This is a genomic window from Alteribacillus sp. YIM 98480, assembly GCF_009765375.1.
In the GTDB taxonomy this organism is placed as follows: domain Bacteria; phylum Bacillota; class Bacilli; order Bacillales; family Marinococcaceae; genus Alteribacillus.
In genome coordinates this window covers 88,892-105,366 of the sequence record NZ_VTOK01000014.1, presented here as the reverse complement: position 1 = coordinate 105,366, position 16,475 = coordinate 88,892, and the positions used below count along the sequence as shown (strand labels likewise).

Annotated in this window: 14 protein-coding genes and 1 riboswitch; of the genes, 10 read left to right on the top strand and 4 right to left on the bottom strand. The window is 39.8% G+C overall.

The window, feature by feature from the left end:
* The first annotated feature begins 14 nt into the window (after positions 1-14).
* The 3 genes from FZF09_RS17320 (at position 15) to FZF09_RS23140 (ending at position 1,678) form a co-directional block, all read left to right on the top strand.
* A complete protein-coding gene (locus FZF09_RS17320) occupies positions 15-890 on the top strand; it encodes a DUF4097 family beta strand repeat-containing protein (protein ID WP_158737848.1) in 876 nt (291 codons plus the stop codon).
* A gap of 379 nt (positions 891-1,269) precedes the next feature.
* A complete protein-coding gene (locus tag FZF09_RS17315; RefSeq protein WP_158737847.1) occupies positions 1,270-1,470 on the top strand; it encodes a hypothetical protein in 201 nt (66 codons plus the stop codon).
* A 76-nt stretch (positions 1,471-1,546) separates the two neighbouring features.
* A complete protein-coding gene (locus FZF09_RS23140; RefSeq protein WP_255450605.1) occupies positions 1,547-1,678 on the top strand; it encodes a hypothetical protein in 132 nt (43 codons plus the stop codon).
* 40 nt (positions 1,679-1,718) lie between these two features.
* Here the strand turns inward: FZF09_RS23140 and FZF09_RS17310 are convergent, their stop codons facing one another.
* The 4 genes from FZF09_RS17310 to FZF09_RS17295 all read right to left on the bottom strand — a co-directional run bounded on the left by FZF09_RS17310 (position 1,719) and on the right by FZF09_RS17295 (position 5,193).
* Positions 1,719-3,116, bottom strand: a complete 1,398-nt coding sequence (locus tag FZF09_RS17310) for a DUF2254 domain-containing protein (protein WP_158737846.1) — start codon at positions 3,114-3,116, stop codon at positions 1,719-1,721.
* A gap of 153 nt (positions 3,117-3,269) precedes the next feature.
* Positions 3,270-4,214 carry an ectoine hydroxylase gene (gene thpD, locus FZF09_RS17305; RefSeq protein WP_158737845.1) on the bottom strand — a complete coding sequence of 315 codons (945 nt, stop codon included), beginning with the start codon at positions 4,212-4,214 and terminating at the stop codon, positions 3,270-3,272.
* Positions 4,215-4,568: 354 nt separating this feature from the next.
* Positions 4,569-4,904 (bottom strand): spore coat protein, encoded by a 336-nt coding sequence (locus FZF09_RS17300; RefSeq protein WP_158737844.1) that lies wholly within the window; start codon positions 4,902-4,904, stop codon positions 4,569-4,571.
* Positions 4,905-4,920: 16 nt separating this feature from the next.
* Positions 4,921-5,193, bottom strand: coding sequence for a hypothetical protein (locus FZF09_RS17295; protein ID WP_158737843.1), 273 nt, complete (start codon positions 5,191-5,193; stop codon positions 4,921-4,923).
* A gap of 313 nt (positions 5,194-5,506) precedes the next feature.
* Between FZF09_RS17295 and FZF09_RS17290 the strand changes: the two genes are divergently transcribed.
* The 7 genes from FZF09_RS17290 (at position 5,507) to FZF09_RS17260 (ending at position 16,017) form a co-directional block, all read left to right on the top strand.
* On the top strand, positions 5,507-7,894 hold the full coding sequence (locus tag FZF09_RS17290) for a 3-hydroxyacyl-CoA dehydrogenase/enoyl-CoA hydratase family protein (protein WP_158737842.1): 2,388 nt from the start codon (positions 5,507-5,509) through the stop codon (positions 7,892-7,894).
* A 32-nt stretch (positions 7,895-7,926) separates the two neighbouring features.
* On the top strand, positions 7,927-9,105 hold the full coding sequence (locus FZF09_RS17285; RefSeq protein ID WP_158737841.1) for an acetyl-CoA C-acetyltransferase: 1,179 nt from the start codon (positions 7,927-7,929) through the stop codon (positions 9,103-9,105).
* A gap of 87 nt (positions 9,106-9,192) precedes the next feature.
* Positions 9,193-10,977, top strand: a complete 1,785-nt coding sequence (locus FZF09_RS17280; RefSeq protein ID WP_158737840.1) for an acyl-CoA dehydrogenase family protein — start codon at positions 9,193-9,195, stop codon at positions 10,975-10,977.
* 211 nt (positions 10,978-11,188) lie between these two features.
* Positions 11,189-11,548 (top strand): arsenate reductase family protein, encoded by a 360-nt coding sequence (locus tag FZF09_RS17275; protein WP_158737839.1) that lies wholly within the window; start codon positions 11,189-11,191, stop codon positions 11,546-11,548.
* A gap of 52 nt (positions 11,549-11,600) precedes the next feature.
* Positions 11,601-11,984: a glycine cleavage system protein GcvH gene (gene gcvH / locus FZF09_RS17270; RefSeq protein WP_091581304.1), complete on the top strand. Its 384-nt coding sequence runs from the start codon at positions 11,601-11,603 to the stop codon at positions 11,982-11,984.
* 442 nt (positions 11,985-12,426) lie between these two features.
* Entirely contained in the window at positions 12,427-14,178 is a 1,752-nt protein-coding gene (locus FZF09_RS17265; RefSeq protein WP_158737838.1) for an ABC transporter ATP-binding protein, read from the top strand.
* Positions 14,179-14,193: 15 nt separating this feature from the next.
* Complete coding sequence (locus FZF09_RS17260) at positions 14,194-16,017, top strand: ABC transporter ATP-binding protein (RefSeq protein WP_158737837.1); 1,824 nt, start codon at positions 14,194-14,196, stop codon at positions 16,015-16,017.
* Between the two features lie 228 nt (positions 16,018-16,245).
* Positions 16,246-16,367, top strand: a riboswitch (SAM riboswitch).
* Positions 16,368-16,475: the final 108 nt, after the last annotated feature.

Genomic DNA, 16,475 nt, shown 5'->3' with positions numbered 1-16,475 from the left:
AAAGAGGGAAAATCATGCGCAGGTTAGCCGGTTTGATTCTTGTATTGATAGGGTTTGTTATATTAGCTGCAACGTTATTGGCAAATGTCAGCAATTATGTACCCGGAATAGCTAGTTCTAATAAACATTTAGAAGAAACACTACAAGAAGCAGACAGTATACAGATTAATGCATTATCGAGTGATGTTACTATACAAACGCATGATAAAGATACAGTAAGCATTGAGACTTCTGCACGTAATAAAGACAATGATGTGAAAATCACTCAAGATAGTCATGCAGTAAAAATTACTCAGCCAAAACAGCATTGGTTTTCTTTTTTCACTTTAGGTGAAAATTCTAATTGGGTTGTTACGATTCCAGAAGCGTTTAAAGGCCGTCTTTCGATACACGGGGGGTCGAGTGATTTCCGCTTTGAAAATGAACAAGAAAAAAGGTATAAATCCATACAGACAGATATCGCTTCTGGTGATACGTATATGACGAATATAAAAACAGAAGAAATAGATTTGTCAGCAAAATCAGGTAATCTTACTCTCAATGACGTACAAACCGACAAGGCAGCAGTGGAAACAATCTCTGGAAACATTAACATAAACGATTATACCGGACCGCTTACAGCCAATGTAACGTCAGGCAATATAAATGTACAATGGAAAGAAATAAAAAACGATGTTCGAATGAATGTTACTTCCGGTGATGTCGATCTTCAAGTAGGACAAGAAAATGTTCGTTTATGTGTTTCAGTCGTAAGCGGCGATATTAGAAATGACGTAGCCTTAGATACAATAGAACAAAGCGGAAATAGAAGCTTGAAAGGAACAAAAGGAGCAGGTGATGTGCTCATCCATTTGAAATCGGTAAGCGGGAATCTTTACATTAAGGAATAAAACTTAACAGCATGCCTTGTCATAGGTGTGCTTTTTCATTGTCTAGGAAATTATATTTTTTTCAATTGTGGATAACTATTTCCATATCATTTTGGCCGCGTCTAGCTTCAGCGCCCAGCCGCTCGGGGTTTCTTCCCTTTCGACTCCGGGCCGCAGGCGACCCTGCACGAAAGGTCCAGAACCTGTCGCGGCTTTTCAGGGCGCTTGCGCTTTTGTTCTTTACAGAAATTCTCTGGAAGATTATTTACAAAAAATATATATAAACAGGTTTTAAAAAGGTAGAATACGGAAAAACAGCATAACATCTAAAAAAATCTCTGCATTATTTCAAACGCGAACACATATCATGGAAAGATAACATGAAAATGGGAGTGAGATTATGAAACAGCCGATGTTATGGACTTTTATTATGATGACTGCCTTTGTACTTCTATTTTTTATAGGTACGGTTCAATTTCAAAACTCACAAAGTACAGCTTTTCAAATGATCGGGTTTGGCGGCATGGTTTTTGCGATGCTTTATGGGCTGCTATTATCGCAGCATTCTTCTAGCAGAAATCATGAAAAACAAGAAGAATAAAACAGGGCTGACCCATAAGTCGGGTCGGCTGCATTTTTTAAAAGGTAAGAAATTATAAATAGTTGGCGTTTTTTTGATGTTTAGCTTCAGCGCCTACTCGTTCGAGATTCCTTCGGTTCGTCAATGGAAAGCAAAGATCAGCTTTCCATATGCCGACCCTCCAGAACTTGTCGCTCGTGAGCAAGGCGCTTGCGCTTTTCTTAATTAACTTCAGCTGAAAAAAACCTTTTGGGACAGCCCCATTTATATTATTTATCAATGACGTTGTTCATCTTTGATTTGATTTCTTGTTCAAACTCTTCATATTTATCTAAGTAACCCGTTTTTTTTGCAATACCCTTTAAACTATTATAAAACCTTTGTTCATTGTAGGCATAGGTGAAGCCTTCCTGATACCCTCTTGCAACTGTTTTTGCAAATTCCCAGCAGCAAAGATGATTCTCTGGAGGTACCGAATGCGAAAGAATCGTTAAGGCCTCCAATATATTTGTCGTTAAAAAAGGTTCATTTTTAGCGTATACACTTATTTGAGAAAAGGCAGAGTATAAGTAATAATCAAATGACTCATCTTTAATAATAAGGCGAAGTTTATGATCGGTATCAGTTAAATAGGGAGTGAATCTGGTAACTTTCGAAATCGAGACCAGTAAGTCTGCTAGTTGATATATTGCATTATTCGCTGTGTTTGGATCACTATTTCCTATGGCTTTAATTGCGATTTCTGTTAGCTTATTTACACCAAACTCCAAATCTTGCACTTCTGTTTTTTTCGGCCCCAAGTATATAAGTCTTCTGTACTTAAATTCATTAACAGCGGTATCATCTATTTTCCAATATGTGATGATAGGCATGCCTTCTGTTACAAAGTCTCCGATCCGGCGTTCGAGCCGTAAAATGATTTTATCTCTTTTGGCTTCTTGAATTAAATGTTTGTAATCAAATATTTGAATAAAACCAGAAGCATTAGCTGCAATAACATGTCCTTCCCTTTCATTCAAATCTTTTTCCGTATGATTAGGTTCCTTCGTTCGATAAGGCTCTAAATCTTTTAATAAGGTACGCAAAATCGTTTTTTGTGATTCGTATTTCATGTTGTTTGTCAGGTTAGGTACCTGCATCCATTTAACAGCATGATTGATGAAAAATACAAAGTTTGATAAAGCTAAAAAAGCTGAAGCGACGGTAAAAAGCGGAATAGCAACATACATACCGTTTTCTTCTTCATTTATTAAAAAGAATGCTATAAGAACATAAAGAAAACAAGCATTAAAAATGCCGATTACATGCTGTGTACGACGGTCGGAAACAAAGCTTGACAGCATGCGTGGAGAAAATTGGCCAGAGAAACTTGTTAAGACAACCAGAATAGAATTAAACGTAAATGCGTTTAAGGTAAGGATACCAGCAATCAAAGTGCTGACTAATATATAGGTAAGCTGATAATTCGTTAAAAACATGTCCGGAAGATACTGTTTTATCTCCGTAGTAAAATCAAGCCAATAGGAAAATAATACAAGAACAACAGCAAAAACTGCATATATTAGCGAGCTGAACCAGAGGTTAGCACGAAGTTCATACCAAATTTGCCGGTAGGACATACTCGACAATTTACGAATAGGGCGAGGTAAAAAATTTTTAAATCGCATAGAGTGTTATTCCTTTCTTCACTGCTGCCGTTTTTTCGTTTAATGTTAAGTCTTAACATTTCTTCCCGGCCAATGAACGTACAAAACATAAAATGTCCATTTGGAACGAAAAAAAGCTGCCCCTGACATATGAAGGGCAGCGTCTGTTCTAACTTATTTTCTAGCAATTCTGCTAGAAAAGGTTTGTAGACGGTCTTTGTTTGGTGTAATAGGCTTAATATCTTCCCGGTTTGCAAGGAATTCTGGACGCGGAGACTGGCCGGAATATGGACTAGTGAGTTTGTTTTCAATCGAATTAAATACAAAGAAAACATTACTGCGCGGATACGGTGAAATATTGCCGGCAGACCCGTGCATCGTATTACATTCAAAGAACAATACAGAGCCGGCAGGTCCAGTTGCCCGGTCAATTCTTCCATTCGCCTGATCTACAAGCCATTTCATGCTTTCATTATCCGGTACCCCGGTTTCTTGTTTTTGCAGCGAAGATTTGTAATTATCTTCAGGTGTTTCACCGGGGCAGGATACGTACCATTTTTGAGATCCAGGAATTAACATGAGCGGGCCATTGTACTCATAGTTATCCGTTAGAATGATCGAGCAGCTTACCGCACGCATATTAGGCATGCCATCTTCTACGTGCCAAGTCTCAAAGTCCGAATGCCAGTAAAACTCCTTACCTTTAAAGCCTGGTTTAAAATTTATTCGGGACTGTGTGATGTAAACTTGGCTGCCTAACAGCTGCTGGGCTGCTTTCACAATACGATGGTTTTTGGATAACGCCTGAAAGAAACCGCTGTCTTTGTGAATTTCAAACACGGACCGAATTTCATTACTGCCGGGTTCTTTAATTACATCGTCTGCGTTTCTTTCTTGGTTGAGATCCATTGTGCGCCGCAATTCGCTTTTCATAATAGCTACTTCGTCATCGTTAAAAAGTTTTTCAAACATTAAGTAGCCATTTTCTTCAAAACCTTTTAAGTCCTGTTCTGTTAAAGGACCATCTGCGAATTCGGGGTTACGGTGAAGTACAGGGTCTTGTCTTTCCATGATTTTTGCCTGTTGACCTTGTCTGGAAGGGTATTTATCGACTGCCATCACACCATCACTCCTTTTCCACTACATAGATTTTAATGAAAATGGCGAGTCGTTAGGTCTGATACCCAACTAAAATTTTAAATAAACCTCTACAAATAAAAAAAATTTAAGCTTCTATACCCAATAAATGCTGTAAGTCAGATAAGACAAGTGATAGAAGCCTAAAAAAAATTCCAAAAAAATTTTCGAAAAAAGGTTTAAAAACATAAAAAGAGAGGAAAAAGAATTAAAAAATTTTTATTCTGTTGGAAACATATGTTCGTTACCCTGCTCTCATGCTTAAAGGAACAAGAGTTCTTTTATTCAATCGAAAAAAGAAGCTGCCCGCTTAGGACAGCTCCATTCAGTTGAAGATTATTGTGTCATTCCTCCAGTAGGAAGCTGGCTGTTGTATCCGCTGAACTGCTGAAAGGTTTGATCTATAGTTTGCTGATCGGCAGCTTCAAAGCTGTACCATCCTTTTTCAAACATTAAATTAAACAAGTCACGCTGGACATTTTGAGTTTCGTTAAAAATTAAGGAAATATCGTTATAAAAATCTTTGTGACTAGCCTCATTCATAGCGGTGCTGTATGAATCCGTCATGTACTTTTCTGTTGTTAACATATCATTTAAGAAATCACGATCATTCATTTCAGGTGTTTGCGGTACTTCTGTTTTTGGGTTTTGAATTTTGTTTGATCCAGGCATCTTTCAAACCTCCTCTTTAATTGGTATTTGGCTGTATCGGCTGGTTGCCTGATTGAAGATGTGTCATTAACTGTTGATAATGACGTTCATGCATTTGAGCTGTTTTTTCCAACTCCTGCTTAATATCCATATCTGTACACTGTTTGGCAAAAAAAGCAGCTTTTTTCGCTGCATTTAAATTCCAACTAAGCATGTCAGAAAGGTACAAGTGGTCTTTTACAGTAACATGCTGGGGAGGCTGAGGCATGACTTGCTGCTGGTTTTGGTTTTGCTGCTGCTGTTGATCCATTTATACATTCCTCCTTTTTAATATACGATAGTTAGTATGTAAACCTCTAATAGACAATATGCATATCATAAGAGAGGAGACGAGGATGATTATTTTATTTAAAGGTAAGAAATTATAAATATTTGGCGTTTTTGATGTCTAGCTTCAGCGCCCAGCGGCGGCAAGTTTTTCGAAGCGGAAATTTTCTGTCTTTTCTATTGTCAAAATGAAGAAAATCTTTTATAGTATTAATAGAACTGAACGATTATTCATAATATTTTTTTAAGACATTTTTGAATGAGTGTTCATTCAAAAATGAAGAAGGAGGAAAGCAATGAAAGGCAGCATAAACACAGCTGCGGTCCTTGGTTCCGGAGTAATGGGAGCAAGTATTGCCGCACATCTTGCTAATGTAGGTATTTCGGTTCTGCTACTGGATATTGTGCCTAAAGAACGGACAGATGAAGAAAAAGCAAAAGGGTTTACTTTAGAAAATAAGAAGGTGCGCAACCGCTTAAGCGAGCAGAGTTTAAAAAAATTAAAGAAGCAAAAACCAGCTCCGTTAACAACGAAAACTAACCTTTCTCGTATTGAAGCGGGGAATTTAGAAGACGATTTACATCGATTACACGAAGCAGATTGGATAATTGAAGTAGTTGTAGAAAATATAGAAGTGAAAAGAGAAATATTAGAAAAGGTGGAAGCGTACCGACAGCCTCATGCTATTGTTAGCTCAAATACTTCCGGTATTTCCATTAATGCCATGGTACAAGGGCGATCCGAAGAGTTTCGCTCCCACTTTTTAGGAACTCACTTTTTTAACCCGCCTCGTTACTTAAAACTGCTTGAAATTATACCAAACAAAAAAACAGATCCAGAAATACTGGAATTTATGAAAAAGTTTTCTGAGGATACGCTTGGAAAAGGGGTAGTAGAAGCGAAAGACACTCCTAATTTTATTGGAAACCGTATCGGCACATACGGCTTATTAGTAACAGTACGCAAGATGATGGAAGGTGGCTGGTCCGTAGGGGAAATTGATTCTGTTACGGGGCCTGTTATCGGACGGCCAAAAAGCGCTACTTTTCGAACGCTGGATGTCGTAGGACTCGATACGTTCCTTCACGTCGCCAAAAATGTATATGACCAAGTTGAAGGAGAAGAAAAGGAAATATTTGATCCGCCTGCTTTTATGAAAAAAATGGCAGATAAAGGCTGGATTGGAAGTAAAGCAGGACAGGGATTTTATAAGAAACAAAAAGGAGAAAAAGGAACGGAAATACTAGAACTGAATCCTAAGACCTTTGAATATGAAACAAGAAAAAGAATAAAAACAGCCTCTACAGAGCAGGCAAAACAAGCAAAAACGTTAAATGATAAATTGAAAGTGCTTGTATATGCAGACGATGAAGCAGGAAAGCTTGTTTGGAATATTATGAAACCGGTGTTGTTGTATTCTGCCGAAAAAAGCAGTGAGATTGCAAATAACATTGCAGCGATTGATGAAGCCATTAAGTGGGGATTTGGCTGGGAAATGGGTCCATTTGAAACATGGGATGCCATTGGCGTAGAAACATCGGTAGAGCGTATGGAAACAGAAGGAGAAAATGTACCTTCCTGGGTAAAAAGAATGCTGGAACGAGGTGTTCACACGTTTTATAAAAACCCCGAAGAATTTTATCACAACGGGGAATACCGGAAAAAAGATATAAACAAAAAAGAGATCAACTTGCAAAAGTTAAAAAATAATAATGCAGTGATAAGAAAAAATGCAGGAGCAAGTCTAATCGATATCGGTGATGATATAGCTTGCCTTGAGTTTCATTCTCCGAACAATTCAATTGGATTAGATGTCTTGCAAATGATTAACCAGTCTATTGATGAAGTAGAGAAAAACTTTAAAGGACTTGTAATTGGAAACCAAGGCAAAAACTTTTGTGTTGGCGCCAATTTAATGATGATTTTAATGGAAGCACAGGATGCTAACTTTATAGAAATCGACATGGTTGTCCGTCAGTTCCAATTAGCTATGTCAAATATTAAATACGCAAAACGTCCTGTCGTGGCAGCACCACATGGAATGTCACTTGGCGGAGGAGCCGAAATTTGTCTTCCTTCAGCAAGCGTTCAAGCTGCATCAGAAACGTATATGGGTCTTGTAGAAACAGGGGTTGGCTTAATTCCTGGCGGGGGAGGAAATAAAGAACTGTATCTTCGCCATATCGAAAATCTCCCTCAGGACGAAAGTGCAAAACTAATGGATGCTGCAAATAAAGTGTTTGAAAAAATCGCAATGGCTAAAGTCTCCACTTCTGCAGATGAAGCACGTGATAACGGATTTTTAAGTGACAGAGACGACATTATTGTTAATGGAGATCATACGATTTATTACGCCAAACAACAAGCTATTCATTTATACGAAAAAGGATACGTTCCCCCGCAGCGCAAAAAGGTGCCAGTAGCAGGTGAAACGGGCTATGCAGCAATGAAGCTTGGGGCAAAAACCTTCCAATTTGGAGGAATGGTCTCTCTACATGACGTGAAAATTGCTGAAAAGCTTGCATTTGTGCTTGCAGGCGGCAGAGTGCCAAAAGGAACGCTTGTAGACGAACAGTATTTATTAGACCTTGAAAGAGAAGCTTTCTTAAGCCTTGTTGGTGAACCAAAATCACAGCAGCGAATGCAGCATATGTTGACAAAAGGAAAACCATTACGCAATTAATCTAACAGAAATAGAAATGGAGGGGATAGCTGGTGAAAGAAGCGGTTATTGTATCCGGAGCAAGAACCCCGGTAGGAAAAGCAAAAAGAGGAACACTCGCAAACGCCAGGCCTGATGATTATGGTGCGCTCACCGTCAAAGAGACGTTAAAACGTGCAGGAGATGCAGATCCGTCGATCGTTGAAGATGTCATTATTGGGTGTGCCATGCCGGAAGCAGAACAAGGGATGAATCTGGCTAGAAATATTTCGGCCCTTGCCGGTCTGCCCCATACCGTACCTGCCATTACCATAAATAGATATTGCTCTTCAGGGTTACAAAGCATTGCGTATGGAGCGGAACGCATAATGCTCGGTCATTCTAATGCAATTATTTCTGGTGGAGCAGAGTCGATGAGTCTTATTCCAATGGGAGGTCACGTTATCGCCCCAAACCCATCGCTTGTAGACGAAGCACCAGAATATTATATGGGAATGGGCTATACGGCTGAACAAGTAGCGAATGAATTCGGTGTTTCTAGAGAAGATCAAGATGCTTTTGCAGCAGAAAGTCACCGGCGGGCTGCCAAAGCGATGGAAGAAGGGAAGTTTGATGAGGAAATTGTCCCTGTAGATGTGACCTTGCGTTCTGTAGGAGATAACAACAAAGTAAACGAAGAGCAGGTGAGGTTTGCTCGTGATGAAGGGGTGCGCCCGGGAACAACAACAGAGAAACTTAGTCAATTACCCCCCGCTTTTCACCCGAAAGGCTCTGTTACAGCCGGAAATGCTTCACAAATGAGTGACGGTGCTGCTTCTGTCTTGTTAATGGAAAAAGAAAGAGCACAAGCAGAAGGACTTACCCCTATATTAAAATTTCACTCTTTTGCAGTAGCTGGGGTCAGACCCGAAGTCATGGGGATCGGCCCAGTTGAAGCGCTGCCAAAAGCAGTGAAAATAGCCGGTTTGGAAATAGAGGATATAGGATTGTTTGAGTTAAATGAAGCATTTGCGTCGCAATCTCTTCAAGTTATACGAGATTTAAATCTTGACCATGACAAAGTCAATGTAAACGGAGGGGCGATTGCCCTCGGACATCCGCTTGGATGTACGGGAACAAAACTCACACTCAGTTTGATGAATGAGATGAAAAGAAGAAATGAACAATTTGGCGTAGTTACGATGTGTATTGGCGGAGGAATGGGAGCTGCCGGGGTATTTGAATTATTGTAAAGAAAATCGGAAAAATGGGGAACCGGGAGGACAACACCTTTTTCCTCCCAGCCTCCCAATATTATATAACTATTGGAGGTAGAAAACATGAGCAGTGCTGTTGATCTTGGTTTAAAAGGCGGAGGATTTTTAGTAGAGGAAGTAAAGCCAGAACAAGTATTTACGCCAGAAGATTTTAGCGAAGAACACAAAATGATTGCAAAAACAACAGAAGACTTTGTCGTGGGCGAAGTGGTTCCAGAGGCAGAGAAGATAGAAAATCATAAATTTGACATTTCACGGCGTCTGTTAGAAAAAGCAGGCGAACTCGGGCTTCTTGGAGCAGACGTTCCTGAAAAATACAGTGGTCTTGGTCTGGATAAGATCAGTTCCTCGCTTATTACCGAGAAGTTTTCTCGTGCTGGTGCTTTTTCATTAAGTTACGGTGCTCATGTCGGTATTGGATCGCTGCCTATTGTCTTTTTCGGAAACGAAGAACAGAAGAAACAATACTTGCCAGCACTGGCAACGGGAGAGAAAATTGCAGCATACGCGTTAACAGAGCCAAGCTCAGGGTCGGATGCTTTAGGAGCTAAGACTACAGCTGTCTTGAATGAAGAAGGCACTCACTACATTTTAAATGGGGAAAAGCAATGGATTACAAACTCTGCTTTTGCTGACATTTTTATTGTGTACGCAAAGATTGACGGGGAACATTTTACTGCCTTTATCGTTGAACGTGAATTCGAAGGAGTTTCCACTGGTCCTGAAGAAAAGAAAATGGGAATTAAAGGGTCGTCCACAAGGACATTGCTTCTAGAAGATGTAAAAGTTCCGAAAGAAAATCTGCTTGGAGAAGCAGGGCGCGGCCATGTGATCGCCTTTAATATTTTAAACGTCGGCCGTTATAAGCTAGGGGTAGGCTGTGTCGGCGGGGCAAAACGTGCAATTGAGTTAGCTTCCGCCTATGCAAACGAGAGAAAGCAGTTTAAAACGCCCATCGGCCAATTTAGAGCAATCCAAGAAAAATTAGGAACAATGGCCTCTGAAACCTATGCTTTAGAAAGTTCCATTTACCGTACGGGCGGTCTTTTTGAGGAGCAGCTTGGCAAACTCTCCGAAGAAGAACAGGAAGACGGCGGAAAAGTAGCTACTTCTATTGCAGAATATGCGATTGAATGTTCTTTAAATAAATTTGCTGGTTCAGAAACGTTAGATTTCGCAGCAGATGAAGCCGTTCAAATTCATGGCGGGTACGGGTTTATGTCTGAATATGAAGTAGAAACCATTTATAGAGATTCTCGTATTAATCGTATTTTTGAAGGAACAAACGAGATTAACCGCCTGCTCGTACCAGGTACAATTATGCGAAAAGCAATGAAAGGAGAACTTCCGCTTCTTGAGAAAGCACAAAATCTTCAAGAAGAACTGATGATGATGATGCCCGAGGAGCCTGGAGATGCTCCACTGGAAAAGGAAAAATATCTATTAAAAAATGCGAAAAAAGTTTTTCTTATGGTGGCTGGAAACGGGGCACAAAAGTATGGAAAGTCTCTTGAAGAAGAGCAAGAGCTATTGATGAACGTGGCAGATATCGTAAGCGATATTTATTCGATGGAATCAGCCATTCTTCGAACAGAAAAAGCTATCAATAAAAACGGGGCAGACAAAGAAGAAATGAAGATTTTACTGACTCGTGTTTTCTGTCAAGAAGCACTGAATAGACTAGAAGCTAATGCAAAAGAGTCGCTCGTTCATATGGAAGAGGGAGATAATCTCCGCACTATGCTCTCTATGCTTCGAAAGCTTAGCCGCCACACCCCGACTAACGTGGTTGCATTGAAGCGTCAAATCGCTGGCAGCGTTCTGGATGCAGAGCGTTATGTCGTTTAAAACTGTTATACAATTTGGAGCATTTTCAGCTCCAAAAACATATATCCCCTTTCTTCGGAAAGGCATTCTCCTCTCTGCTAAGTGATTTGAAAAAGCTCCGTTTATCGGAGCTTTTTCGCATACACAGCAAAATTTTTAAACATATCGAGAAAAATGGCAAATTTGGATATAATAGAGAAGGAATGAAGAGGAGGAAGGGAGAAAGGAAACCATGGCACTGACGTATTATGGGTATTCTCGCTGCGGAACATGCCGCAAAGCAAAAAATTGGCTTGATGATAAGGATATCCCTTATAATGAACATGACATTGTCCAAAACCCGCCAGACCGAGAAGAGCTAGCTCATCTGTACAACAAAAGCGGCCTGGAATTGAAAAAATTTTTTAACACAAGCGGTAAAAAGTATCGGGAGCTCGGTTTGAAAGACAAAATAAAATCAGCAGACGAGTCAGAATTGCTCGACATCCTTGCTTCTGATGGTATGCTGTTAAAAAGGCCGATTGTTACAGATGGCGAAAGAGTTACGGTCGGGTTTAAGGAAGAACAATTTGAGGAAGTATGGAATAAGTAAAAGTTTTTGTCTTTCTCATCTAACATGAACTTTGAAAATGGAGGCTGATATGATGAATTTACCGAAGGACTTTAAGTATTCAGAAGAACATGAATGGGTAAAACAAGAAGGTGAAAAAGTACGAATTGGAATTACTGATTTTGCTCAATCTGAACTTGGAGATATCGTATTCGTAGAATTGCCAGAAGAAGGCGATGAAGTTAAAGCGGACGAACCATTTGGCAGTGTGGAATCCGTTAAAACCGTATCTGAACTTTATGCTCCTGTCAGCGGAAAAGTAGTTGAAGTGAATGAGGAACTAGATGATTCACCGGAATTCGTTAACGAATCACCATATGAAAAAGCTTGGATGATTGTTGTAGAACCAACAGATCAAGAAGAGTTAGATGAATTAATGTCAGCAGAAGAATATGAGGAAATGGTTAGCGAAGATTAATTTACTTACATAGAACCCGCCTTTGAAGCGGGTTCTTTTTGGTACTTAGGTAACATTCGGTTCACACCATAAGGACACAGCGAAAAACCGAGTTTTGCTAAATCTTTAGTATTACGCATATATTAAAAAAGGACTTCTTTTTTTCAATTTTGAATTATATTATACTTAGGGAAACGAAATAATTGCCACCGAGCCAGCAAATGAGCAAGCCTGTCAGCGATATGGTTTAGCGTTTTTCCTCTATTGTATTTAACATTACAATTTTTTTGAATGTTTAGCAAAATGAGCATTCTCGTGCGACTGCCTTCCTGTATCACTTTTTTCCAATATTTTAAAGCGTCCCTTTCTTCTCGGTAAGCCGCTTGTAATCGATATAGTAATTTTACTCACGCAAAGGGGCTTGCTGCTCATACCAACTCATTATTTGTAAGGGGGGTTCCGTTTGAATACGTTTAAGAGTTTAAAAGAATTTTATTGGCCTGATAAAAGATTATTTATTTGGTCGATTATTTTTTTAATTATTATGACGATTTTAACGATGGCTTACCCAATTGTGCTTCAATTCGCGATTGATGAAGTAGTGTTATCTGCAAATTGGGGGCTGCTTCCGTACTTAGCAGGAGGTTTTGTCGTTATAACTGCGCTAAAAGCAGCTGCCACTTATAATCATCAGTATTATGGAGATTTGTTTGGGATTAGAGCTGTTTATCGATTGCGCAGTCGACTATATAAGAAACTTCAATATTTACCCTTCCGATTCTATGATAATGCTAAAACTGGGGATTTAATGTCGCGGCTTACTGCAGATGTAGAAGGTTTTCGCTTTTTTCTTTCTTTTGGATGCGCTCAGCTTTTAAATCTTGTTCTCTTGGTGACGTTCAGTTTTGCGGTCATGATGTATTATAGTGTGCCGCTTGCATTAGTATCGTTAGCAGCAATGCCGTTTTTAGCTGTAGCTGTGTACCGTTTTGACAAAAGAGTCCATCCAGCCTTTAAAAACATTCGCTTATCATTTGCGTCTCTTACCACGAAGGTTCAGGAAAATGTCAGCGGCATGAGCACGGTAAAATCCCTCTCAAGAGAAGATTTTGAAATGGGACGGTTTGATGGAAAAAATGCTGATTATAAAGATAAATCGTTATATACATCTACGATATGGGCAAAATTTTTTCCGGTTATGGAGCTTATCGGAAACGTGTGCGTTGTGGTTTTATTAGGATTTGGCGGCTATCTTGTGATACAGGGACAGCTTCAGCTTGGTCAGCTCGCTGCGTCCTTTAGCTTGATCTGGTATATTATCGGGCCTCTTATGAATCTTGGGTTTATCATTAATACTTTCTCTCAATCGAAAGCTTCTGGAGAAAGGATAGTAGAAGTTTTAGACGAAAAGGAAGATATTACCAGTACAACCTTCTCTGAGCCAGTGGATCGCCTTAATGGGGAGATAGTATTTCATCACGTTACTCACACTTATCCTGGAGAAACGCAAAAAGCGCTTAAGGATATTACTTTTCATGCATCTCCAGGTGAAACGATTGGTTTGATTGGAGCGACTGGGGCTGGGAAAACAACGATTACTCAGTTAATATCAAGGTTTTATAAACCGGACGAGGGAGAGGTTTTAATTGATGGCAGAGCAATAAATCAATACAGGCTTGAAGATTTGCGCGCTCATGTTGGATTTGTGCTGCAGGAATCTTTTATATTTTCATCGACCATCCGCGACAATATAGCGTATGGAAGACCTGACGCTTCCTTAAAAGAGGTGATTGATGCAGCAAAACGCGCCCAGGCTCATGAATTTATTATGGAGCTTCAAGATGGGTACGAAACGGTATTAGGTGAAAGAGGGATGGGCCTTTCAGGAGGGCAGAAGCAAAGAATATCCATTGCCAGAGCTATATTAATTAACCCCGCTATTTTAGTACTTGATGATGCCACAAGTGCTGTTGACATGGAAACAGAACATCGAATTCAAGCGGCATTCCAGGAAGTGATGAAAGGAAGAACGACGTTTGTTATCGCCCATAGGATTTCGTCCTTGAAGCACGCTGATCAAATTTTAGTACTTGAAAACGGAAGAATCGCAGAAAGAGGCAGACATGAAGAGCTGTTAAAAAAAGAAGGCATTTATAAAAACATTTATGACATTCAATTTCAAGATAGGGAGACAGTCATGCAGGAGAAGGTTTGAAATAGGAGGAAAAGGATGAAAAAAAAGAATGCGGTTCCTAATCGGGCAGATAAAGGGCGGTTTCGCTATTCACAGGACCAAATCATAGATAAAGCATTTAACTGGGAGCAAATCCGACGTCTGCTTCACTATATGAAACCTTATTCAAAAAAACTGCTGCCCCTGGCAGTGATTGCGATGCTGGCTGCAACTTCAGTTAGGCTCGCTGCTCCTGTACTTATTGGGTATACGATCGATGAAGCCATTCAGCCTGGAGACTGGAATTTGCTAATGGGCATTACTATTTTTATCGCTTCTATGTATGCTTTAGCCTGGATTGCTAATACGTTTCGTATCAAGTGGATTAATCAAATGGGGCAGTATATCATTTATGATTTGCGGAAAGATTTGTTTAATCATTTGCAAAAGCTCTCCCACCGTTTTTTTGATCAAAGGTCGGCGGGATCTATTCTCGTACGAGTGACAAACGATATCAATTCGCTGCAAGAGCTGTTTACAAACGGTGTGATTAATTTATTAATGGATATCGTAATGCTAGTCGGTATTATTTCTATCTTATTTGTACTAAGCCCTGAATTAACAATTGCGATTATGATTGTGCTCCCTATCATGTTTTACATTTCTACCAACTTACGCCGCAAGATAAGACGGTCCTGGCAGACAGTAAGGCTTAAACAATCCACGTTAAACTCTCATTTAAACGAAAGTATTCAAGGAATCAGAGTAACACAGGCTTACACGCAGGAAAAAGAAAATATGGGTTACTTTACTGATTTAAATACTGATAACTATGAGGCATGGGAGCAGGCTACGAGAAAAAGTGCGATGTTTCGTCCGCTCGTTGAATTATCCAATGCAGCGGGGACTGCTATACTCATATGGTATGGTATTTACCTTATAAATGCTGAGTCCATCACAATAGGAGAATTTGTAGCGTTCGCTACATTTTTAGGCATGTTTTGGGAACCAATTTCGCGTCTAGGCCAGATTTATAATCAGCTGTTAATGGCGATGGCTTCTTCAGAGAGAATCTTTGAATACATGGATGAAAAACCTTCCGTACCTGAAAAACCTAATGCGAAAGAGTTAAAAGCAATAAAAGGAGATATTCGCTTAGAGAGTGTGGCATTTAGCTACGATGATAAACGTACTGCTCTTCACGAAATGGATCTGCATATGAAGCCGGGGCAGACCTTTGCGCTTGTAGGCCATACAGGGTCTGGAAAAACGACAATCGTTAATTTGATCAGTCGTTTTTATGACCCAACAAAAGGCAGGGTATTAATCGATGGTAATGATTTGCGCAACGTTACGCTTGACAGCTTGCGTTCTCAGGTAAGCATGGTGCTGCAAGATACATTTATTTTTTCGGGAACAATTATGGAAAATATTCGTTTCGGCCGTCCGGATGCAAGTGATGAAGAAGTAAAAAAAGCAGCTTATCATGTAGGCGCGGACGGGTTTATACGGGCACTGAAGAATGGATATGAAACAGAAGTGGAAGAACGCGGAAATGTCTTATCGGTTGGGGAGAGGCAGCTTATTTCTTTTGCAAGAGCTCTGCTGGCTGACCCTCGTATTTTAATCTTAGATGAGGCGACCGCATCTATAGATACAGAAACCGAGCAGATCATTCAATCGGCTTTAAAAAAGCTGTTAGAAGGGCGAACAGCAATTATGATTGCTCATCGATTATCTACTATTAGAGAAGCTGACGAGATTGTTGTATTGGATCACGGACGGATGATGGAACAAGGCAGCCACCATGAATTAATGAAGCAAGGCGGGGAATATTACCGGCTGGTTCGTGCTCAGTTTAATGTACTCGATACTGGTTGATAACATAGCAGCTTGAAGTTATGGTATTGCTGGATATAACATGCTTTTAATAATTTGAAGGGATGTTGATAAGTTTGGATACTCTTTTGTACTTAAAGAATAGTTAACTGTGTGCTCCAGAACCTGTCACGGCTGACCAGGGCGCTTGCGCTTTTCTTATCCAAAATAAATAATTGACACTTTTTATCGCGCATGCTATTATTCCATTTGGCTGACAATACAATAAATCTCTTATCATGAGAGGTGGAGGGACTGGCCCTTTGAAGCCCGGCAACCATCCATGTATTTTATGAATCAATGGAAAACGGTGCCAAATCCTGCAAAGTGTAATATGCTTTGAGAGATGAGAGGAAGGATGATTACTTATATACACCTTTCTGTGCATCTGCAGAAAGGTTTTTTGTTTCCGCTCAAAGAAAAAAGGAAAAACAAAATATCTCTGACACATGTGCAGTTTT